16 protein-coding genes and 4 pseudogenes are annotated in these 21,009 nt (G+C 70.8%); 15 read left to right on the top strand and 5 right to left on the bottom strand.

Annotated features, from left to right (window positions below; genetic code table 11):
• The first annotated feature begins 23 nt into the window (after window positions 1–23).
• The 4 genes from ACWD0Y_RS15015 to ACWD0Y_RS15000 are packed head-to-tail and all read left to right on the top strand — an operon-like array spanning window position 24 to window position 3,136.
• Window positions 24–737 carry a nucleotidyltransferase family protein gene (locus ACWD0Y_RS15015; RefSeq protein WP_450260766.1) on the top strand — a complete coding sequence of 238 codons (714 nt, stop codon included), beginning with the start codon at window positions 24–26 and terminating at the stop codon, window positions 735–737.
• Between the two features lie 7 nt (window positions 738–744).
• Window positions 745–1,647: an NAD-dependent epimerase/dehydratase family protein gene (locus ACWD0Y_RS15010; RefSeq protein WP_450260765.1), complete on the top strand. Its 903-nt coding sequence runs from the start codon at window positions 745–747 to the stop codon at window positions 1,645–1,647.
• Window positions 1,648–1,691: 44 nt separating this feature from the next.
• Window positions 1,692–2,336, top strand: a complete 645-nt coding sequence (locus ACWD0Y_RS15005; RefSeq protein WP_450260803.1) for a spherulation-specific family 4 protein — start codon at window positions 1,692–1,694, stop codon at window positions 2,334–2,336.
• On the top strand, window positions 2,333–3,136 hold the full coding sequence (locus tag ACWD0Y_RS15000; protein ID WP_450260764.1) for an endo alpha-1,4 polygalactosaminidase: 804 nt from the start codon (window positions 2,333–2,335) through the stop codon (window positions 3,134–3,136). The genes ACWD0Y_RS15005 and ACWD0Y_RS15000 overlap by 4 nt, the downstream gene beginning before the upstream one ends.
• 70 nt (window positions 3,137–3,206) lie before the next feature.
• On the opposite strand, the gene ACWD0Y_RS14995 is transcribed toward ACWD0Y_RS15000, so the two are convergent.
• From ACWD0Y_RS14995 to ACWD0Y_RS14985, 3 genes and pseudogenes are all read right to left on the bottom strand, one after another.
• Window positions 3,207–5,549, bottom strand: coding sequence for an Orn/Lys/Arg family decarboxylase (locus ACWD0Y_RS14995; protein WP_450260763.1), 2,343 nt, complete (start codon window positions 5,547–5,549; stop codon window positions 3,207–3,209).
• 407 nt (window positions 5,550–5,956) lie between these two features.
• Window positions 5,957–6,198, bottom strand: a pseudogene (locus ACWD0Y_RS14990) (IS110 family transposase); the annotation flags it as partial.
• A gap of 106 nt (window positions 6,199–6,304) precedes the next feature.
• The gene (locus ACWD0Y_RS14985; RefSeq protein WP_450260762.1) at window positions 6,305–8,323 is read right to left on the bottom strand and encodes a flavin monoamine oxidase family protein; all 2,019 of its coding nucleotides are present in this window, start codon (window positions 8,321–8,323) and stop codon (window positions 6,305–6,307) included.
• A 309-nt stretch (window positions 8,324–8,632) separates the two neighbouring features.
• On the opposite strand from ACWD0Y_RS14985, the gene ACWD0Y_RS14980 reads away from it, so the two are divergent.
• The 4 genes from ACWD0Y_RS14980 (at window position 8,633) to ACWD0Y_RS14965 (ending at window position 12,797) form a co-directional block, all read left to right on the top strand.
• Window positions 8,633–10,570: a CASTOR/POLLUX-related putative ion channel gene (locus ACWD0Y_RS14980; protein WP_450260761.1), complete on the top strand. Its 1,938-nt coding sequence runs from the start codon at window positions 8,633–8,635 to the stop codon at window positions 10,568–10,570.
• 199 nt (window positions 10,571–10,769) lie between these two features.
• Window positions 10,770–11,405 carry a hypothetical protein gene (locus ACWD0Y_RS14975; protein WP_450260760.1) on the top strand — a complete coding sequence of 212 codons (636 nt, stop codon included), beginning with the start codon at window positions 10,770–10,772 and terminating at the stop codon, window positions 11,403–11,405.
• Between the two features lie 156 nt (window positions 11,406–11,561).
• Window positions 11,562–11,831, top strand: coding sequence for a hypothetical protein (locus ACWD0Y_RS14970; protein WP_450260759.1), 270 nt, complete (start codon window positions 11,562–11,564; stop codon window positions 11,829–11,831).
• Between the two features lie 486 nt (window positions 11,832–12,317).
• Entirely contained in the window at window positions 12,318–12,797 is a 480-nt protein-coding gene (locus tag ACWD0Y_RS14965; protein ID WP_450260758.1) for an MSMEG_6728 family protein, read from the top strand.
• A gap of 410 nt (window positions 12,798–13,207) precedes the next feature.
• On the opposite strand, the pseudogene ACWD0Y_RS14960 reads toward ACWD0Y_RS14965, so the two are convergent.
• Window positions 13,208–13,452: pseudogene (locus tag ACWD0Y_RS14960) on the bottom strand (hypothetical protein); the annotation flags it as partial.
• 573 nt (window positions 13,453–14,025) lie between these two features.
• On the opposite strand from ACWD0Y_RS14960, the gene ACWD0Y_RS14955 reads away from it, so the two are divergent.
• The 6 genes and pseudogenes from ACWD0Y_RS14955 to ACWD0Y_RS14930 all read left to right on the top strand — a co-directional run.
• A complete protein-coding gene (locus ACWD0Y_RS14955) occupies window positions 14,026–15,015 on the top strand; it encodes a TauD/TfdA family dioxygenase (protein ID WP_450260757.1) in 990 nt (329 codons plus the stop codon).
• Between the two features lie 59 nt (window positions 15,016–15,074).
• On the top strand, window positions 15,075–15,842 hold the full coding sequence (locus ACWD0Y_RS14950; RefSeq protein ID WP_450260756.1) for a sulfite exporter TauE/SafE family protein: 768 nt from the start codon (window positions 15,075–15,077) through the stop codon (window positions 15,840–15,842).
• 31 nt (window positions 15,843–15,873) lie between these two features.
• Window positions 15,874–16,947: an alpha-hydroxy acid oxidase gene (locus tag ACWD0Y_RS14945; protein ID WP_450260755.1), complete on the top strand. Its 1,074-nt coding sequence runs from the start codon at window positions 15,874–15,876 to the stop codon at window positions 16,945–16,947.
• Between the two features lie 75 nt (window positions 16,948–17,022).
• Entirely contained in the window at window positions 17,023–18,138 is a 1,116-nt protein-coding gene (locus ACWD0Y_RS14940) for an aminotransferase-like domain-containing protein (protein ID WP_450260754.1), read from the top strand.
• Window positions 18,139–18,216: 78 nt separating this feature from the next.
• A complete protein-coding gene (locus ACWD0Y_RS14935; RefSeq protein ID WP_450260753.1) occupies window positions 18,217–19,545 on the top strand; it encodes a benzoate/H(+) symporter BenE family transporter in 1,329 nt (442 codons plus the stop codon).
• Between the two features lie 12 nt (window positions 19,546–19,557).
• Window positions 19,558–19,909 (top strand): annotated as a pseudogene (locus ACWD0Y_RS14930) (IS982 family transposase); the annotation flags it as partial.
• 383 nt (window positions 19,910–20,292) lie between these two features.
• Here ACWD0Y_RS14930 and ACWD0Y_RS14925 read toward each other — a convergent pair.
• A pseudogene (locus tag ACWD0Y_RS14925) lies at window positions 20,293–20,475 on the bottom strand (IS5/IS1182 family transposase); the annotation flags it as partial.
• 212 nt (window positions 20,476–20,687) lie between these two features.
• Here ACWD0Y_RS14925 and ACWD0Y_RS14920 point away from each other — a divergent pair.
• A partial coding sequence (locus ACWD0Y_RS14920) for an STAS domain-containing protein (protein WP_450260752.1) occupies window positions 20,688–21,009 on the top strand: 322 nt, incomplete at its 3' end.

Genomic DNA, 21,009 nt, shown 5'->3' with positions numbered 1-21,009 from the left:
CACGCGACGTACAGGGGACTTCCATGCATGCAGTGATCCTCGCCGGTGGCAAGGGCGTTCGGCTGCGGCCGTACACGACGGCGCTTCCCAAGCCGCTCGTGCCCATCGGCGACCAGCACGCCATCCTGGAGATCGTGCTCCGCCAGCTGGCCGCGAGCGGCTTCACCAGCTGCACCATAGCCATCGGCCATCTGGGCCACATCATCCGCGCGTACGTCGGCAACGGCTCCCAGTGGGGCCTGCGCGTGGGCTACTCGACCGAGGACAGCCCGCTCGGCACGATGGGCCCGCTGCTCACCATGATGGACAGACTGCCGGACGACTTCCTGGTGATGAACGGCGACATCCTGACCGACCTCGACTACGGCGAGGTCGTCCGCTCGCACCGCGCCTCGGGAGCCCCGCTCACGGTCGCCACGTACGCCCGCAAGGTCGCCATCGACTTCGGCGTCCTGACGACCGAGGCCGGGCGGGTCACCGGCTTCGCGGAGAAGCCGAGCATGGACTACCGGGTCTCCATGGGCGTCTACGGACTCTCCCGGGAGACCCTCGCCGGGTACACGCCGGGCCTGCCGCTCGGCTTCGACGAACTGGTGCTCGACCTGCTCGCCACCGAACACCCCCCGCACGCCTACGAGTTCGACGGCTACTGGCTCGACATCGGCCGCCCCGACGACTACGACCGGGCCAACGCGGAGTTCACCACCCACCGCGGCCTGCTCCTCAAGGGGGCGTGAGCGGGACATGCGCGTTCTCGTCCTGGGCTCCACCGGATTCCTGGGCGGGCACACCGCCGAGCGGCTGCGCGCCCTGCCGGGCGTGCGGCTGCTCGACGGCGGCCGGTACCCGGCCGCCGGTGTGCCGCTCGATCTGACCTCCGACCCCGAGATCCTCGCGGACGCACTGCGCTGCGCGGCGCCCGATGCCGTCGTCAACTGCGCGGGCCTGGTGTCCGGCAGCGCCGTGCGGCTCACCGACGTCAACGCCCGCGGGCCGGCCGCGCTCTGCGAGGCGATGGCCGCGGCGGCGCCCGGCGCGCGCCTCGTCCATCTCGGCTCGGCGGCCGAGTACGGCCCCACCGCGCCCGGTGAAGCCGTCGCGGAGGACGCCGCCACCCGGCCGCAGGGCCCGTACGGGGCGACGAAGCTGGCGGGCACCGCGGCGGTGACCGCCGCCGGTCTGGACGCCGTCGTGCTGCGCGTCTTCAACCCGGTCGGGCCGGGAGCACCGGCCGCCGGGCTGCCCGGACGCCTCGCCGGGGAACTGCGCCGGGCCGGGGCGTCGGGCACCGTACGGGTCGGCGACCTGTCGGCGTACCGCGACTTCGTCGACGCACGGGACGTGGCGGAGGCCGCCGTCCTGGCGGCGACGGCTCCCGGACCGCTGCCCCCGGTACTCAACATCGGCAGCGGCCGGGCCACCGTCGTCCGTGAGATCGTCCACGGGCTGGTCCGGGCCGCCGGATTCCGCGGCACCGTCGAGGAGACCGGCGGCGGATCCGCCCGTTCGTCCGCGGTCTCCTGGCAGTGCGCGGACATCGGGGCGGCGCGGTCCGCCCTCGGCTGGCAGCCGACGCGGGGACTCGCCGGATCGCTGTCGGACCTGTGGCAGGCGCTGCCGGGGGCCGCTGTCCCGGCAGCCCGGTGAAGCCGGAGCCGGAACCCCTGCCGCCGGCGAAGCTGCTCGTCCCCATGTACGTCCACCCGGCCGTCGACCCCGGCGCCTGGTGGACGCTCGTGGAGTCCGCGCCCCGGTTGTACGGCGTGGTGCTCAACATCGCGGACGGCCCGGGCACCGCGCCCGAGCCGTCGTTCGCCGCCGCCGCCCGCGCTCTGCGGGCGGCGGGGATCCGGCTGCTCGGGTACGTCGACACCGACTACGGCCACCGGCCGCCGCGGGCCGTCACCGCCGACTTCGACCGCTACCGCGACTGGTACGCCACCGACGGCTTCTTCCTGGACCAGGCCGCCGCCGAACCGGGCGCCGTGCGCCACTACCGGCGCCTCGCCCGGGCGGCGCGCTCCCGTGGCGGCCGTACGGTCGTTCTGAACCCGGGGGTGCACCCGGCCCCGGCGTACGCGGGGGTCGCCGATCTGCTGGTCACCTTCGAAGGCGACTGGACTGCCTATTCGGCGGCGCCGGCAGCGCCGGCATGGACGGCGGCACACCCGCCGGAACGCTTCTGCCACCTCGTCCACGGCGTGCCTGCCGGACTGTGCGCGCTCGCCGCCCGCACGGCGGCGCTGCGCCGCGCCGCCGTGCACTGCGCGGTCCCCGGGCATGGACCCAACCCCTGGTCGCTCCTGCCGCCCGTACTGCACCGGAAGGCCCCATGACCCGTTCGCGCCCACTCTGCCTGCTGTTCCTCGTCGCCCTGCTGGCAGCGTGCTCGGCCCCCGTGCCCGAACCGGCACCGGACCCCCGGCCGCCGCACCCCGGCCGGTGGCGGCCGGCCGTCGGTACGGCCTGGCAGTGGCAGCTGGAGGGGCGGGTCGACCACCGGGTCGACGTACCCGTCTACGACATCGACGGATTCGAGAACGACGCCGCAGCGGTGCGCCGGCTGCACCGGGACGGCCGCAAGGTCATCTGCTACATCAACGCGGGCGCGTGGGAGTCGTTCCGCCCCGACCGCCGGGACTTCCCCGCCGCCGTTCTGGGCCGGGGCAACGGGTGGGCCGGCGAACGCTGGCTCGACATCCGCCGGCTGGACGTCCTGCGCCCGCTGATGGCCAAGCGCTTCGACATGTGCCGCGAGAAGGGCTTCGACGCGGTGGAGCCGGACCTGATGGACGGCTACCTCAACGACACCGGCTTTCCCCTGACCGCCGGCCACCAGTTGACGTACAACCGCATGCTCGCCGGCCTCGCCCACGCTCGCGGCATGTCGGTGGGCCTGAAGAACGACTTGCCGCACATCCCCGAGCTGGTCGCGGACTTCGACTTCGCGGTGAACGAGGAGTGCGCGCAGTACGACGACTGCGCGGCACTCACTCCCTTCGTCCAGGCCGGGAAGGCGGTCCTGCACGTCGAGTACGCCGTCCCGGTCGGCGACTTCTGTGAACGCTCCAGAGAGCTCGGCCTCAGTTCGATGCGCAAGAGACTGGACCTCGGAGCGTGGCGCCAGCCGTGCTGACGGGCACCGCCCTGGCGTCCGCTCGGAGAACGGTTCGGTCGTATGCAGCCGGACACCGTCCCTTCGCGTTTCATTCCCTGCCGTTGGGCGTGCCGTCCTGGCGTACGCATTCGATGAGGTAGTCGCCGGTGTCCGGGTCGATGGTGACGCCGTGAGCTTCGCTGTGGAAGCCGGGGAAGGCCCGGTCGAAGGCTTCCAGAGCGCCGAGGTAGCGCAGGACGGGTCCGTCGGGTGTGCCCAGGGCTTCTCCGGGCATCAAAACGGGGATGCCGGGCGGGGTGACGGTGACCATCGCCGCGGCGATCCGCCCTGCGGCCTGAGCGAGCGGGAGGCGCTCGGTGCCGCCCCTGATCAGTTGCTGGTAGCAGTGCTGGGGCGGGTGGACGGGCTCGGGCAGTTCCTGGAAGGCGGTGTCCAGGGCGGTGATCAGTTCGGCGCGGGTGAGGTGTTCGTGCATGTCCTGACACAGGCCGCGCAACGTCATGTGGCCGTAGCGCTGCGGGTACTGCTCGACCAGCTGCGGCAGGACCTGCCGCAGCGGGGTGTCGGTGTCGTGGAGCGCCTTGAAGTCCATCAGGGCGTCCATCAGCGTCCCCCACTTCCCCTTGGTGATCCCCATGGAGAACAGGACGAGGGTGGTGTAGGTGTCGGTCTTCTCCACCACGATGCCGCGCCGGCCGAGGTAGGAGGTCAGGACGCGGGCGGGAATGCCCCACGGCTCGGTCTCACCCGTGGCCACGACGCCGGGGCAGGTCAGGGTCACCTTGATGGGGTCCAGCATGCACTGGCCCCGGCTCAGCCCGCGGAAACCGTGCCACGAGGCCTCGGGCTCGAGCAGCCAGCAGCTCGGGTCGGAGGCCAGCAGCGCCGGTGAGGCATCCGCGAAGGCCGACTGCGTACCGGTGACCGGGTCGGTGACCGTCTCGGGCTGCCAGATGCCGAAGAACCACGGCGGCCGGTCACCGGCCTGTACGATCCTGCGCCCGGTCCGGACGACCGCCTGCCGGAACCGGATCGCCTCGGTCACCGCCTCATTGACCAGCCACTCGCCCTGAGGCCCGTCCATCATGGCCCCGGCCACGTCGAGCGAGGCGATCGCCGGATACAGGGCCGAGGTGGTGCCGTGCATCATGAACGCCTCGTTGAACCGCTCGTGCTCGACCGGCGCCCGCGGCGAGGACTTCACATGCACCATCGCGGTCTGGGACAGCGCGGCCAGCAGCTTGTGCGTGGACTGGGTGGCGAAGACGGTGGGACGGTCGTTCTCCTCGAACGTGTCCGGTCCGACGGCCATGCCGTACCGGCCGGAGTAGAGCGGATGGAAACGCGCGTAGGCGAACCACGCCTCGTCGAAGTGGAGCCGCGGAGTGCTGGGCGCGAGCGCGTGGGCGGTCTGGAGGGTGTCGTAACACAGGCCGTCGTAGGTGGAGTTGGTGATCACGGCGTACTGGGCCTGCACCGAGACTGCGCCCGGCGTCAGCGGGTGCGCGGCGATCCGGGCAGCGACCGCCTGCGCCTCGATCTCACGGGTGGGCAGCGGGCCCGCCAGCCCGTACCCGTTGCGCGTGGGGATCAGGTAGACCGGTCGGGCGCCGGAGATCACCAGCCCGTGCAGGACCGACTTGTGGCAGTTGCGGTCCACCAGGGCGATCTCGTCGGAGGTGACGCAGTAATGGCCGACCATGCGGTCCGCGGTGGAATCCCCGTGCAGGACGAAATACGTGCGGTCGGCGCCGAAGATCCGCGCGGCGTTGCGCTCGGCCTCGCCGATCGGACCGCTGTGCTCGAAGAGGGAGCCGAGTTCTCCCACCGAGATCGACAAGTCGGTACGGAAGAGCCGCTCACCGTAGTAGTCGAAGAACGCCCGGCCCACCGGCGACTTCAGGAACGCGACCCCTCCCGAGTGCGCGGGAGTGTGCCAGGAGTACTCATGGGCGTCGTCGAATCGCCGCAACGCCTTGAAGAACGGCGGCAGGACGGAGTCCCCGTAGGCCCGGGCCGCACCGGCCACGCGACCCGCGATGAAGGACGGGGTGTCCTCCAGCGGCCAGATGTACCCCACGGCGATCTCTGCCACCCACAAGGGAAGCCGGTCCAGGCCGTGATCGGACTCCTCCGACATCACGATGAACGCGGGCAGGTCCTTGAAGCGCCGGGAAATCTGCCGCAGCACCGCAGCGCCGCCACCCTCGGCACTCCCGCCGGCTTCGGACGGGAGATCCCAGCCCACCACAACCGCGGTCAGCCCGGCCTCCGTGCGCAACGCCGCGCAGGCCCCCTCGGTCGTGCCGGCCCACCGCACCTCCAGGCCCCGGTTCTCCAGCTCCTTGCCGATACGCCGAAGCTGCTCACCACCCACCCCGCCGCCCAAGGGGTCTTCGCGCAAAGCCAGCAGGACAGTTCCGTTCGCCATGACACTCTCCACCGGGTCGCACGGGCTTCATTTCCCACCCGAGTGTTCCGGCTGTTGTCCGGAGACCGGGCGACTACCGCACGGACCACTCGAAAGAAATGCTGGGGTGCGATGGCCAGGGCCGGGGAACGGCGAACTGGTTCGGACATCGCACAGCCCGTACGGCAGCAGCTTGCCGGACTGCGCAACCGCAAGCCCGGCTCGCACCCGCGCGAAGAACGAGCCCACGCCCGATTCAGCCTTCCGCGAGCTCTCTCCGGCCCTGTGGTCTCACCGTGCCTCCGTGCCCGGTGACGGTTCCAGCTGTTGATGTGGACGGCGTAGAAGGCGATCTCGATCCCGCCCGTCGGAACAGGAGCCACAGGTGAACCGCGCCCGACTGGTGGCGCCGCCACCTCACCCAGTCTGTGGAACGGGGGGAGCAGGCCGCGTATCCGGTTGGACGTGCGGGTGGCCTCGGCGGCGAGGTCCTGAATCGAAACCGACGAGTACGGCCAGCTCGGCGGTGATCTCGTCCGTCAGTTGCGGGGTGCGCAGGGCGAGATGGAGTCGACGACCCTGCGCATGACCGGGTCAGGCAGGCGGGCGACCTCGCAGCCGGCATCCCGGGCGACGGCCGGCGGTAGGCACCGCTGGAGGCGGGCTGGTCCTGAGCACGCACGACGGGAGTCCGGTGTCGTACGCGCACACGGGCGGCCGTCCCCGCCGGAGCGCGGCGAGGACGGTTGCCGCGCTCCGGCGGGGACGGCCCCTTCTCATGCCGTGTGGACCTCCCAGGCGGCGCGCACCGCGGACTCCAGCGCTCCCTCGATCCAGGCCGGTTTGACGGAGGTGTGGTCGCCGGCGAAGTGCAGCGGCCCCTCGGGCGTGGGGATGACGGGCAGCAACTCGGTGTGCTGGCCGGGCAGGAGTACCGATGCCTCCCCGTAGGCGTAGGGGTCGCGCAGCCAGCTCTGTGTCCGGCCGGCGCCGGTGTAGAAGACCTCGATCCGCTGGCCGTAGACCTGCTGCATGCCGCACAGGGCGTGAGGGTAGCGGGCGTCGTCGTCCAGCGAGTCCCAGCGTCGGGCGTCGTCCGCCCAGCTGTAGGAGGCCAGGACCACACCGCCGTCGCTGCCCGCCACCGGGTGGGAGGGGTGGAACATGAACCGGTTGGCGTTGTCGGACATGGAGCCGCCGCCCAGGACCTCGACCGCCTCGGGCTGGTCCCGTGTGATCGCGCGGTTGGCCGCGTAGTGCGTGCGCTGGCCCTCGGTGATGTGACCGGCGGGTACGGAGGGATGGGCGCCGAGCAGGCTGCCGTCGGTGGCGGCGTGTCCCGTGCGGTAGGCCTCGTACAGCCCCGGGCGGATACGCCGCAGCTCCCGCTTCCAGTCGGCTTCGTCGAACTCCCACCAGCGGCGGCTGAATTCCAGCAGCACCTTGGTCGCGCTGTCGTAGTGGAGCTCGCAGACGGCGCGGCGTTTGCCGTACGACAGGGGCGGGTCGATCTGGACGTGCCGCAGCCCGGAGAACGGTACGGTCACCACCGCGGCGTCCGCGGTGAACTGCTGGCGCACGACAGGGCCGCCGCGCCCTTCGGACACGGTGTCCACCCACACGTGGGGTTTCTTGCCGCCGACGTGTTCGGCGCCGGCAGTGGGGCGGTCGGGGTGGTGGTACTGGATGCGGGTCACCCGGCGGTCGAAGCGCACCTCTTCGCGCACGCGTTCCAGCAGGGCGTCCGGCAGCACGGCGGTGCCCCCTTCCAGCTCGTAGAAGGGGGTGTCGGGGCTGATGAGCGAGGAGCCGATGAAGCTGTGGATGAAGGACAGGGGCAGACGCGAAGTGAGGTTCTCGAGGGTTCCGATCAGGTCGATGGTCCGCTCGTCGAGGCCCGCGTGCTCGGTGAGGAACCGGAACATCGACCAGTCACCGAACCGCTGCACCACCCGGGCCCAGCCCTGCAGCCGCTCCGGCAGCGGTTTGTCGACGCGCTTGCCGTCGCTGCCGACGCGGCTGAACTCGTCGCGCACGGGATCCAGCACACCGCGCAGGATGACCGCGGCGGGGGTGTCCCAGAGGGCACGGGGCACGCCGAAGGACTGGTTGATGCGCCGGGGTGAGCGGGCGTAGTCGGCGCGGCGCACGCGGATGCCGTTGACGTGGATCCAGGTGCGGTTGGCGGGACGGCCCTCGCTGTCGACGTCGATGTAGTGGAAGCGTCGCTTGGGCAGGTCGAACCGGTCGATCAGCCCCATCACCAGGGGGTGGCTGCCGGGGATGCGCATCGCGCCCGCCTCGGCGTACTGGCGGGGGTCGGCGAAGGGTTGTTCGGCCTGTTCGTGACCGCCGCGGCGGAAGGTCTTGACGCGTCCGCCCGCACGGTTGCCGTTGGCTTCCAGGACCGTCACGCGGTGGCCCGCCCGCTTCAGCAGCCAGGCGGCCACCAGACCGGCCGGGCCGGCGCCGACGACCAGCACGTGCTTGGGGCGGGTCCCGCGGCGGGCGGGCAGGCCCTTGTCGAGGATGCGCTCGTAGCGCGGGACGAGCGGTTGGCCGTCGGAGTCCAGTACGAGCAGTGCGCGAGCGACGGCCAGGGACCGGTCGTCGGTACGACGGCCGTCCCCCGGGCCGGCCGGAGCGGCTGGAGCGGCTGGAGCGGCTGGAGCGGGCAGGGCCGCGGAGGGGGCGCCGGTCAGAGCTGTCACCGCCGTGGCCGTGCCGACCACTGCGGCGAAGCCGCGCCGGGACAAGGTGCCTCCTGGGCGCGCCACTGCATGATCTTCAGTCATGGAGGGTTTTCTACGGCAGCCTGGATACGGTGTCCGGGTTTCGCGCGGGCGTTGCCCCCAAGGGGTTATAGCGGTTGCAAACTTGACGCCGTGCCGGTGGCACGCCACCGGCACGGACCGGGAAGCCGCAGTTCCTCGAAAGGGTGACCTGCGGTGAAACCCGCCCGCCGCGGAAGCCGGTGGAGCACACTGCAGACCCGGTACGTCCACCTCCGGATCCAGAGGTGTGAAAGAAGCGAACCGGTGTGCAAACCGGTGTGAGTGCAGTCGGGCCCGCCGGAGCACGGGGTGAGGGAGGGGGCGGACAGGGTGGCACAGCAGCGCGGTCCACGCGGTGGGGCCGGTGGGCTCAGGGAGTTCGGCGAACGGACCCGTTACTGGTTCGACAGCACGCTGGCCCGCGGCGCCTCCGCTCTCGTCGGCTGGCTGGCCCTGCTGTGCCTGGCCGTCGTCGTGCCGGTGAGCGCCGTACTGGTGTGGACCGACCCGGCCATTCCGGCGTCCGCGCCGGACAGGCTGGCGGAGGTCTGGCGTCTCACCGGTGAGACCCTGCGCCTGGGCGGCGTGACGGGCACACCGCTGCGGGTGGCGATGTCGGTGCTGCTCGCGCTGATCGCCCTCCTGTACGTCTCCCTCCTCGTCGGACTGATCACGGCCGCCCTCACCGAACGGCTCACCGCGCTGCGGCGGGGCCGGTCCACCGTGCTGGAGCACGGGCACGTGGTGGTGCTGGGGTGGTCGGAGCAGGTCTTCACCGTGGTGAGCGAGCTGGTGGCGGCCAACGCCAATCAGCGGCGGGCGGTCGTGGTCGTGCTGGCCGACCGGGACAAGACCGCCATGGAGGAGGCGCTCGGCACCCGGGTGGGACCCGTCGGCCGGACACGGCTGATCTGCCGCAGCGGCCCCATCACCGACCCGGCCGTACTCTCCTTGACCAGCCCGGCCACGGCCGGCGCCGTACTGGTGCTGCCCCACGACGAGCCGGACGCCGATGCCGAGGTCGTCAAGACGCTGCTGGCCCTGCGGGCCACCCTGTCCCGGCGGGGAGACGGCCCGGAGGCCCGTCCCTGCGTGGTCGCCGCGGTCCGCGACGACCGGTTCCACCTGGCCGCCACCCTGGCGGCAGGGCCGGGCGGGGTCGTCCTGGAAAGCGACACGATCACCGCCCGGATGATCGTCCAGGCCGCTCGCCGCCCCGGGCTCTCCCTCGTCCACAGGGAGCTGCTCGACTTCGCCAGGGACGAGTTCTACCTCGTCGCGGAACCCGCGCTGACGGGCCGCCCGTTCGGCCAGGCGCTGCTGGCCTACACGACGTCGAGCGTCGTCGGGCTGATGCGCGCGGAAGGAGTCCTGCTCGCTCCCTCGCCGGACACGACGATCCGTGCGGACGACAAGATTCTCGTCATCTCCCGCGACGACGACACCGTCCGGCTGGAGGACTGCGCGTCCTCGGTCGAGGAAGCGGCCATGGCGTCCGAGCGGCCGGCATCCACACGACCGGAACGGGTGCTGCTGCTGGGCTGGAACCGCCGGGCACCGCTCATGATCGACCAGCTGCGGCGCTGCGTGCTGCCCGGATCGGCCGTCGACGTGGTGACGGTGGACGACGGAACCACCGTCCACCAGGTCGACGACGCCGACGCACAGGCCGGTGCCGGACTGGCCTTCACGTTGCACCGGGGAGACGTCACCCGCCCCGAGGTCCTGCGCCGCCTGGACATCGGTTCCTACGACAGCGTCATCGTGCTCGGCCGGGATCCCGGGCCCAACGGCTCCACGGACGAGCCGGACAATCACACACTCGTCACCCTGCTGCTGCTCCAGCAGTTGGAGGAGGCCACCGGACGCGAACTGCCGGTGGTCACGGAACTGGTCGACGACCGCAACCGGGTACTGGCGCCCATCAGTCCCAGTGCCGACGTGATCATCAGCGGCAAGATCATCGGTCTGCTGATGGCACAGATCTCCCAGAACCGGCAGCTGACGGGAGTGTTCGAGGAGCTGTTCCGTGCCGAGGGGAACGGGATCCGTCTGCGGCCGGCCGCCGACTACGTCCGGCTGGGCCAGGAGACCCCCTTCGCCACGGTGGTGGCCGCGGCACGCCGCCGGGGCGAGTGCGCGATCGGATACCGGAACCACGGCACAGCGCGCCAGGGCCCGCCGTACGGCCTGCGCGTGAATCCGCCCAAGACCGAGCGGCGACGCTGGGCCGCTCATGACGAAGTGGTCGTGATCGGCAAGGACTGAGGTGCGGCGGTAACGGGGTGGGTGACCGCATCCGGTGACGCCACACCCTCGCCGCCGGAGCACCGCGACCGGACTCGTTCCGCGACAGCGGGGCAAGCCGGTAGCCCATGTGCGCGCCCTGACTGGTCGGTGCTGGTGATCGCGCTGAGGCTGGTGGCGGTGCCCTGGACCGCAGGGGCGTGAGCTTGGAAGGATTCGAATGTCAGAACGCAATACGGTCATGCGCAGCCTGCACGACATCGGGCTGGCGGCCTGGTTCGGTGGCTCCCTGATGGGTGCCGTCGGCCTCAACGGAGCGGCGAACAGGTCTGGGGACGATGAAATGTCCACCGCGCGTATCGCCAGTGCCGGCTGGGCAGTCTGGACACCGGTGAACGCGGCAGCGATCGGTGCTCACCTGGTGGGCGGGGCCGGCCTGCTGGGTGCGAACAGCGCCCGGGTGGCCTACCAGCAGGGGGTGGGCGCCTCCACCGTGGCCAAGCTGGTGCTCACGGGAGCGGCCCTGGCTGCGACCGCCTACGCCCGTGTGGTGGGAAAGAAGGTCGAACTTGCCTCGTCCCTGGATCCCAAGGACGCCGAGACGGCCGCGGAGCACCCGATCAAGCTCGACCAGGCACAGCGTCAGCTCGTCCTGCTGCAGTGGGCCGTACCCGCGTTGACCGCGGGCGTGCTGGTCCTCAACGCCCTGCACGGTGAGCAGCAGCGCCCCGAGCAGCAGCGGCAGGGCATGATGCGCCGTGCCGCTTCACCCCTCGTCACAGCCGGGGGCACCGGATGGGCTGCCGTTCGGCGGACGCGTGAGCACGGCCTGCCGCGGCGGCACTGCGAAGCATGAGTACCCGTCCCCGGCCGCCGGGATCCGGTCCTGCCGCCCGAGCCGGAACCTGCCTTCGCGGCCCAGCGTGTGGGCGGGCCGCGCCGGGGCGCCACAAGATCATCCAGTAGTCGTGAACCCACCCCGCCCAGCTCCGCAACCGCTAGGAGAAAGCTCATGGCCAAGGTCACGCAGCCTGTCACGGACGACAGCATCAAGGTGCGTCAGCTCAGCCACTACCAGTTCACCTGGGTCGCCGGCGGCCCAGGGGCCCGGGGGACCATCACCTTGCAGCTGGTGCTCGACGAAGGCGCGTGGGAAGAAGTGCTGACCGTTGACGTCGACGACGCGGACGTCCTCCAGGACCTGCTCTCCGAGACATCGACCGTGCACTACGACATCAGCCGCCGCACCCTGATGTTCGGTGTCACACCTGTCGGCAGCTGACACGCCCCTGCGTCAAAGACTCGTGCGGCCGGCATGCAGGTCGCCCAGTCTGTGCAGCGAATGCGGCCGGCCCGGGCCTTGTGGCACCGGGCCGGCCCACACGGCTCTCGTCACCCGACGCGGTCCCACCGCCCGGACGCGACGGGCCGACGCCTGCCGCCGCACGCCGCTGGACGCGGGCAGCGGCAGGCGTTGAGCCAGTCGCCCGGGATCGGGGTCGCGAACGCGGTCGAGTTTTCTACGGTTTTTCTACGGCCCGGACACGGGCCGAGAGGGTCATGCCCGGTACTCGGACGAGGCGGGCCCCTCCGGTACCGACCGGCGGGGCCGGGGCGCGCCGATGCCGTGTGGTCACCGGGTGGCGCGGTGTCCGCGGAAGGCGTGCTGTGGGCATGCCGGGCATCATCCCCGGCATGCCCGTGAGTGACGACGTGATGGAACTTGCCCCGCGCGAGTCGGGTGCCGAGCTGCTGATGGGACGACGGCATGCAAACCTTCTTGCCTTATCCCGACTTCAGGGCCTCGGCCCTGACCCTGGACCGTCGCCGACTGGGCAAACAGCGTGTCGAGGCGTTGCAAGTCCTTCGCGGCCTTGTTGTCCCGGGTTACGGGTGGCGCCACCATCCAGCAGTGCGGATGTGGGCCGGATACGAGGAAGCGCTGGTCCGGTATGGCCTGGAAGTCTGCAAGGTGTGGCGTGAGCACGGTCATCAGGACAGCTGTGCGGCCACACTCGTCGCCGATTTGCTCGCGTTCCGCCCGGGTGCACCGGTACGTGACCAGGCGCTGCTGGCGGTTGCGGGGGAACTGCCTCCGTGGCTCGGTGACGACGCCTTTCACCGCAGCCACCGGTCGGCACTGGTACGCAAGGATTCGACCACGTACGCACCGCTCTTCCCCGGCGTTCCGGAGGATTTGCCCTACATCTGGCCGACGTCGGACCGGGCAGGCCCAGTCTCCCCGTGAGTTCCTGACGATCAACAGATTCCGTTCGAGGCTGCCATCGGTGAAGCGTGTCCGGCAGCGCCGTACGGCGGTTGGCCGTGCGGAGGTGCAGGTCGACGGTATGCGGTCGGCGCTGGTGGGAACACGCCGTCGGGCGCGTAACGCCGGAAGGGGGCAGGGCGTCTCCCACGGGCCGTAATGTTCCGGCAGGTCACGCAGGGAGGCCCCGGTTCACCCAGGGAGGCCCCGGTCCGGATCGTGCAGACCATGCCGTCGACGACCTGCCGTCCCTCCGCCCGGGGCCGGCCTGTCACAGCCCGGGGTGTCAACGGAGTGAGTAACTTCCGCGCGTGAGAGGTGAGTTCGCGTCGGCGTATCGCTCCGCCGTCATCCACGACCTGGACGATCTTTGAAAACGGCCCCCGGTAGTGGGCGGCGCGGCGGGTGACGGCCCGGGGCGCGGCGGCCACGCCACCCGCGACGGTGAAGGCGGCGACGTGCGCGGCCGTCGGCGTGGTGGCTGCGCGCGGGCCGGCCCGGCGGTTCCACTCGTACACGGCGAGGTACCCGGCGGCGAGCGCGACCCCGTCGAGCGGCCGCTTCCTGGCCCACCGGGCGATGCCGTACCCCCGACGAACCCGCTCGCCGCCACTGCCGCTGCCGGAACCTTCGCCATCGCCGCCACCCTCACCTTCGTGTCCGTACCCGTGTCCGTACCGGTGTCCGCGCCCGGCGCGGGCGGTGTGTCCGGGGTGTCGAGCACGTCCGTCTCATCGGCTCGTGGACCGAGGCCGACTGTCTGGCCGGACCCCACGGGCGGCCGGCCGGGCGGGTCTGCGGGGAGACCCGACGGCGGCATGTGATCCCCTTCACACCCCCCGTCGTTCGCTGTTTCCCCTGGTCCGGATGGCGAGAAATCAGCTTTGAGGGGCCCGTGTGAGTGCCGAAGTGCGGACCTCGTACGCACCCGGCGAGGCGGTTCAGGCCGTTCATCTCCCGGACATCTGGCGCCGTAGAGCCAGCTCACACAGGGGGACCGGCAGTACCAACCCGCTCTACGCCCCTTACCGCGCGAGATGGATTGTGACGCTTCCTCCCCATGGGAGCTGTAAGTGACAGGTGTACGAAATGCCGGACCTGTTAACCGGGGGCGTCACTGTCCGAAACCGATTGTTGACGGAAATAATGCGCCCGGGATACGTTTTTGCCGCAATAGTCACGCGCTGCAGACGGAAATCGGTGAGGAATTATGAGAATGATTTCCCAGACTCTCAATGAATACCGATTAAGTGAGTCGGAGGCAGAGAAGGTGGGCGAGTTGTCCGCGCTTGCCGCACACTTGTCGGACTCGCCCCCCATCGTCGCATCGGGGCTCCTCATGGATCTTCCCGAGGGGATGCGCAAAACGGTTCTCGATTTCGGTGCGGATGAGGGATCCGGCGGATACTTCCTACTCCGTGGCGTCCCGGTGGGTGAGCTGCCGAAGACTCCGCAGGCTCATGAAGCTCACATCCTCGACGGTCATCCCACCAACGGAACCCTCATGCTCGTCGCGGATCTCCTCGGTTCGCTGACCGGGTATCAGGACGAGAAGTCGGGGGCTCTCTTCCACGACGTCCATCCCGTACGTGGGGAGGAGCGCCGGATCGAGAACAGCGGATCGGTCGCCTTCGACTTCCACACGGAGAACGTGCACCACCCCCTGCGCCCCGACTACCTGGGCCTGCTCTGCCTGCGCCAGGACCACGAGCAGATCGCCGCGACGCGCGTCTCGTCCGTACGGGACGCGCTGCCCCTGCTGACGGACGAAGAGGTGGCGGAACTGAGGAAGCCGCAGTTCCACAGCCTGTATCCGACCTCGTTCACGCGGGACATCGCGGGGCCACGCCCCTCCGCGGGCCCCCACCCGGTGGTCTTCGGTCCGGCGGACCGCCCGTTCATGCGCTTCAACTCGCACAACACCCGGGGCGCCGGACCGGAGGCGCAGGCGGCGCTGCGGGCCCTCGCCGGGGCACTGGAGAAGGTCTGCCGCGACCTGGTGCTCGCGCCGGGCGATCTCGTCGTCCTGGACAACCACGTCGTGGTGCACGGTCGCACCGCTTTCACGCCCCGCTACGACGGGCGCGACCGATGGCTGCGACGCTTCTACTCCCTGCGCACCACCCCTTTGTGGATCCAGCGCATGATGTGGCACCCGCGCGTGCTGCCCGCGATGACGGAGATCCGCGGGGTCCTCTGACCCGGTGGACGGCGCCCCGCCCGCCGGGAACCGGGGCCGCTCGATGTGAATGAGGAAGAGTGGAACTGTACGAGGTGCTCGGCCTGCTCCTTGCCGCTACGGCAGCCGGCTGGGTGGATGCTGTTGTCGGCGGAGGCGGGGTCCTGCTCATCCCGGTACTCCTGCTGGTCTTCCCCCAGTACTCGCCGGCGGTGGCGCTGGGCACGAACAAGATCGCGGCGATCATGGGCACCACGACCGCCGCGTACATGTACCAGCGGCGCACCGAGCTGGATCGTTCGGTGCTGTTGCCGGCCGCCGGGCTCGCGGTTCCCTTCGGTGCCCTCGGGGCCCTGTCCGCATCGAGTGTTCCCGCGAGCTATTTCCGGCCCGTCATCATGGGCCTGCTCATCACGGTGGCGCTCTTCGTGGCTTTCCGGCCCAGTTTCGGGGTGCAGCAGCGGAACATCGTCGTGACCCCGCGCCGCCGCAATGCGGCGATCCTCATCGCGGGCGTCGGGATCGGTTTCTACGACGGGGTCTTCGGACCCGGAGTGGGCACCTTTCTCATCATTTCCTTCACCACGCTTCTCGCGACGCAATTCCTGGAAAGCGCGGCCATGGCGAAGGTGATCAACGCCTCTTCCAATCTGGGGGCCCTCGCGGTCTTCGCCTGGCAGGGAAATGTCCTGTGGGCCCTCGGGCTGGGAATGGCCGTGGGAAACATTGCCGGCGCGATGATCGGATCGCGTACAGCGATGAAAAGGGGATCCGGATTCGTCCGGGTCGTCCTGGTCCTCGTGGTCACCGGAATGGTGACCAAGATGGCTTTCGATCAGTTCGCCTGACGAAAATTCATCCGACGACGGAAGAGGTCTCATGGCAAGGGAATTATCCGGGTTATTGACCCTGGCCGACTTCGAGCACGCCGCCGAGTCCGTTCTCGACGCCGCCTCCTGGGCGTACGTGGCGGGCGGAGCCGACACCCAGCTCACCGTCCGTGCCAACACGGACGCCTTCGACCAGGTCTGGCTGCGCCCACGTGTCCTCGGCGGTTCGGGCGAGAAACCCGACACCACGGTGACCGTACTCGGGCACCGGCTCGCGCTGCCGGTCCTGCTCGCCCCGACCAGTCCCCAGCGGCTCCTCCACGAGGATGCCGAGATCGCGACCGCCCGCGCCGCCGAGTCCACCGGCACCCTGTCGATCGTCAGCACCGACAGCCACCACGTGTTCGCCGACGTGGCCGGCTCCGTCGGAAGCGACTGCTGGTTCCAGCTCTACGCCTACCGGTCCCGGGACGACGTCGCCGCGACGATCGCCCTGGCGGAGGACGCCGGCGCGACCGCGCTCGTAGTCACGGTCGATGCCAGCTACGCCGCGCGCCGCATCAGCACCCGGCGCGCGGGCTTCCGCACCCCGGCGCACGTCGACTTCGGCAACTTGCGCGCGCTGGGTGTGCTCATGGGGGAGATCCCGGACGGCGCCCGCATCGAACGGCTTCCCCTGACCTGGGACGACCTGGAGTGGATCCGGGCCCGTACACACCTTCCGATCGTGGTCAAAGGTGTTCTGCGGGCCGAGGACGCCGAGCGGTGCGTCGGCCTCGGCGTGGACGGCGTCATCGTCTCCAACCACGGTGGCCGCCAACTCGACGGAGCGGTACCCAGCCTGATCGCCCTGGAGCAGGTGGCGGCCGCGGTCTCCGACCGCGCTCTGGTACTCCTGGACGGCGGCATCCGCTCCGGCGTCCACGTCGTCAAGGCCCTCGCACTCGGTGCGGACGCGGTGTGCATCGGCCGCCCCTACCTCTGGGGCCTCGGACTGGCCGGCCAGCAGGGCGTCGAGGCGGTCCTCGACCTCCTCCGGAGCGAGATCGAGGACACGCTGCTCCAGCTCGGCGCGGACTCCGTCGCCGACATCGACGCCGACTTCGCCGTCAGTGCCCACTGAGCCCGTGCCCCGGGCCGTCCCACTGATGGCCCCGGGCAGCCCCGCTGAGCCCTTCCCCAGGCAAGGAGACACCCTGTGACCGTCCACTTCTCGCGCGGCATCCCCCCGCTCGAAGCGATTCCGTCCGCCGCCATCGCCGAGCTGACCGGGGCGATCCTCTCCTCGGAGCCGGACCGGGTCTTCCAGTACGCACCCATCGGCCACCACACCGGCGACCGCGAACTCCGCGACCAGATCGGCGCGTTCCACTCCGTCGACCCCGACCGGATCTTCGTCACCAACGGCTCGCTCCAGGCCCTCGACCTGCTCGCCGCCCACCTCCTCAAGGACGCACCCGGCAAGCAGGTCCTGGTCGAAGCCCCGACGTACGATCGCGCCGTCCAGATATTCGAGCGGCACGGCGGACGGGTCTCCGGGGTGCCGCTGCGGCACGACGGACTCGACCTGGACATCCTGCGGGAGCGCCTGCGTACCGAGGTGCCCGCGTTCGTCTATGTGATCCCCGACTTCCAGAACCCCAGCGGCGTGACGACGAGCGAGGAGAAGCGGCGCGAACTGGTCGGACTGTCCGCCGAGTTCGGCTTCACGATCCTGGAGGACATCCCCTACCGGGAACTCCGCTTCGACGGTGCGGCCCCCACGCTCCTCGGGGAACTCGCGGACCTGGTCGACGGCGCCCGAGTACTGACCATGGGATCGCTCAGCAAGGTCCTCAGCCCGGGGCTCCGGGTCGGTTACGTCATCGCTCCCCCCGGCGTCCCGCGCGCCCTGGCGGCGCTGGCGGAGAGCACGTACCTGTCCCCGGCCCCGCTGCTCCAGGCGGTGGCCGCACGGGCCTTCGCGAGCGGGCTGGTGCGGCAGAACATCGAGGAGGTCCGGAAACTGCTGCGCCCGCGGCACGACGCCGCGGTCGAGGCGGTGCGCAAGATCCTCGGCGACGTCGCGCTGTGCGTGCCCGAGGGCGGCTACTACATCAGCGTGCACCTGCCGGTCCGGACCACCGAGGAGAAGCTGCTCGCCGCGGCGTCCGCCGAGAGCATCGCCCTCACACGCGGCTCGGCCTTCTACCCCGCGGACTCGGCGCCCCCTGCCGGAACCGTGTTCCTCCGGCTGCCGTTCCAGGCTCTCGGTGGCGAGGAGTTCGCCGAGGGCGTCGCGCGGCTCGCCGAGGTGGCGCAGCAGACGCGGTAGCGGGCGGGGACGGCGGGCCGGCGCGAGGTACGCGGTACGAGGGAGCGGCGGGAGTCACGAGGTGGGGGAAAGGGCACGATGACCACGGCCGGGCAGAGCACCGAGGGCGGTACCGGGAAGGAGTCCGGGGAGGAAACCGGGGAGGAAACCGGGGAGGCAGGACGCCGCGGGGTCCTGCGGGACGCCTCGCTCTCCGCCGTCCTCGCGGGCCTCATCACCGTCATGGTCTCGTGCTCCGGCCCCCTCCTCGTGGTCCTGGCGGCAGCGGCCGCCGGTCACCTCAGCGACGAGCAGACCGCGTCCTGGGTGTGGGCGGCGTGCGTGGGCAGTGGCGTGACCTGCGCCGTGCTCAGCTGGTGGACCCGCATGCCGGTGATCACCGCCTTCTCGACACCGGGCGCCGCGGTCCTCGTCGGCAGTCTCGGGAACTACTCCTATCCCGAGGCTGTCGGAGCCTTCCTGGTCAGCGGCCTTTTTATGGCTGTGGCCGGCCTGACCGGCGTCTTCGGGCGGATCATGCGGCGCATACCGCCCGGAATCGTGGCGGGCATGCTCGCCGGGGTGCTGTTCTCCTTCGGGGCCGGTCTGTTCTCGGCCCTGGACAGCGCCCCTCTCCCGGTGCTCGCGGCCCTCGCCACCTACCTGGCCGTCAAACAGAGGTCACCGAGATACGCGGTTGCCGGGGCGCTGCTCGCCGCTGTGCTCGCCACCGCCGTCGTACCGGGCATCCACACCGCGTCCATCGACATCAGGTGGACCCTTCCCGTGTTCACGGCACCGGAGTTCAGCGGCTCGGCGCTCGTGGGGATCGCCGTTCCGCTGGCCGTGGTCACGATGGCCTCGCAGAACGCCCCTGGGCTCGGCGTACTGGCCGCCTGCGGATACCGGCCGAACGACCGGCTGCTCATCACCGCCACCGGGCTCACCTCCTCGGCGCTCGCCCCGCTCGGCGGGCACGCGGTGAACCTGGCGGCGATCACGGCCGCGATCAGCACGGGCGAGGAGGCTCACCCAGACCCTCGGCGCCGCTACGTGGCCGGCCTGGCGAGCGGCTTCTTCTACCTGCTGACCGGTGTCTGCGGAGCCGCCCTGGTGGGCCTCTTCGCCGCGCTGCCCGCCGAACTCATCGCCGTCATCGCCGGGGTGGCACTCCTCGGCACGATCTCCACGAGCCTCGCTCGGACGGTCGCCGACGAGCGGGGCCGGGACGCCTCAGTGGTCACCTTCCTCACCACGGCGTCCGGCGTCACCCTCGGCGGCATCGGGTCGGCGTGCTGGGGCCTCGTCCTGGGACTGGTGACGCACGCGGCACTCACCGGACGAAGGCGCCGCCGCAGCCCGGGGGCGGCCCCCACCGCTACCGCGGCAGCTCGGTCCGCCGCACCGTCCCGCAGACCGGAGCAATGACCACGCCCAGGCTGCCGCAGCCACTCCCGTTTCTTCCGGGGACACCGGCTCTACCCGCCCGCCACCGCCGAGGGCATGCCGGTCACCTGGTGTCCGGCCGGCCCGAAGACCGGTGAGCGAGAGGTGACGGCCGCGCTGCCGGAACGCGGCCACCACCTCGTGCGGGCCGGGCAGGCGATCCTGGCGGACAGGGGCTTCGCGGGCAAAGAGTTCGAGGCGTTCGTCGCCGAACGGCTCGTCGCCCAACTGGTGCGGCCCGACCGCAAGGACGAACCGGTCCGGCACGGGGAGGACCGCCCGGGCCCGCCAGTGGACCGAGGCCGTCATCGGCACCCTCAAAACCCGGCTCAGCCTGCGACCTCATAGGCGACTGCCTCGCCGAAACCGGCCTGACCATCAGATCCACCTGAGCAACAACACGACACCACGAGTTCGACCTCGGTGGAGGGCCCGCCTCTCGTGGTCATCGATACCCAGTCCGTGCGCGCGGCCGCAGGTGTCCCGAAGACTACGACGGGACTGGGCGCGGACAAGAGGACACCGGGACGCAAGCGCGGACCGGGTATCGATCTCACCACGGGTGGTCACCGACGGCCCGGACCGCCCCCGCGGGCATGGGGAGGCGAGAGTCCAGAGGCTGGTGATGGTGATGGTGAGGATGAGCACGCCGCCGCGTCCGTCCGTGCGTACGCGGCCGACCAGCACGCGAAGGCCGTCGTCCTCGCCTCCGGCGGCCGGCCTCTACGCCCCGGACAGCGGAGCAGGTTGGCACAGGGTGAGGTTGGTGCGCCAGTACGCGGCGATCCGCAGGGCCCGGTCCTCCAGGGGCAGGCTCCACGGCCGGCCCCTGCGGACCGGAACCGCACCTTCCCGGCGCAGCGCGGTGATCGGCTTGCCGAACCGCCGCGGGCTCGGCCCGGAGAAGGGGGCTGTCCGACCTGCCTCCCCGTAGCCGCGAGTTCCTCACGATCTCCGTCCGGCCCGTCGCCCCGCACTTTCGGCGTCCTGTACCGGCCAAGGGTGTTGGCCAGGGCCTGTCGCCGCGTTGTGGCTGACATGATGTTCCCGTTGTCTGGGCAGAGCCCCGAGGGCGGTTTCGTACGGGCTGCCGCCTCAAGGTGTCCTGAGGATGAGGAGTGAGAGTGCCGGTGGAGAGACTGGTGATTACACCGGCGGTGGTGGAGCGGGACGCGGTGCTGGCGTTGGCCGGTGAGCTGGACCTGGGGGGTGAAGCGGTGCTGGCCCGGGCGGTCAGCGAGATGCTTGACGCCGGTTACCGGCGGGTGGTGCTGGACTGCGCGGACGTCTCGTTCTGCGATTCACGCGGTTTCAACGCGCTGCTCGCGGCTCGTCAGGCCGTTCAGGACGTCGGCGCGGTTCTGGCCCTGGCCGCGGTCCCGGAGCGCCTTCAGCACCTGCTGACGCTGGTGGGGGCAGAGGAGATCTTCACCATCGCCTCCACCG

The organism is Streptomyces altiplanensis (genome assembly GCF_053591575.1).
The sequence above is the reverse complement of the archived record's forward strand: the minus strand, read 5'-3'. Positions and strand labels throughout refer to the sequence as shown.

Excerpts from the sequence above, each read along its gene's own strand:
- ACWD0Y_RS14965 (WP_450260758.1), top strand. The coding sequence starts at position 12,318 with ATGCAAACCTTCTTGCCTTATCCCGACTTCAGGGCCTCGGCCCTGACC.
- ACWD0Y_RS15005 (WP_450260803.1), top strand. The coding sequence starts at position 1,692 with ATGTACGTCCACCCGGCCGTCGACCCCGGCGCCTGGTGGACGCTCGTG.
- ACWD0Y_RS15000 (WP_450260764.1), top strand. The coding sequence starts at position 2,333 with ATGACCCGTTCGCGCCCACTCTGCCTGCTGTTCCTCGTCGCCCTGCTG.
- ACWD0Y_RS14995 (WP_450260763.1), bottom strand. The coding sequence starts at position 5,549 with ATGGCGAACGGAACTGTCCTGCTGGCTTTGCGCGAAGACCCCTTGGGC.
- ACWD0Y_RS15010 (WP_450260765.1), top strand. The coding sequence starts at position 745 with ATGCGCGTTCTCGTCCTGGGCTCCACCGGATTCCTGGGCGGGCACACC.
- ACWD0Y_RS14985 (WP_450260762.1), bottom strand. The coding sequence starts at position 8,323 with ATGACTGAAGATCATGCAGTGGCGCGCCCAGGAGGCACCTTGTCCCGG.
- ACWD0Y_RS15015 (WP_450260766.1), top strand. The coding sequence starts at position 24 with ATGCATGCAGTGATCCTCGCCGGTGGCAAGGGCGTTCGGCTGCGGCCG.
- ACWD0Y_RS14955 (WP_450260757.1), top strand. The coding sequence starts at position 14,026 with ATGAGAATGATTTCCCAGACTCTCAATGAATACCGATTAAGTGAGTCG.
- ACWD0Y_RS14970 (WP_450260759.1), top strand. The coding sequence starts at position 11,562 with ATGGCCAAGGTCACGCAGCCTGTCACGGACGACAGCATCAAGGTGCGT.
- ACWD0Y_RS14935 (WP_450260753.1), top strand. The coding sequence starts at position 18,217 with ATGACCACGGCCGGGCAGAGCACCGAGGGCGGTACCGGGAAGGAGTCC.
- ACWD0Y_RS14975 (WP_450260760.1), top strand. The coding sequence starts at position 10,770 with ATGTCAGAACGCAATACGGTCATGCGCAGCCTGCACGACATCGGGCTG.
- ACWD0Y_RS14945 (WP_450260755.1), top strand. The coding sequence starts at position 15,874 with ATGGCAAGGGAATTATCCGGGTTATTGACCCTGGCCGACTTCGAGCAC.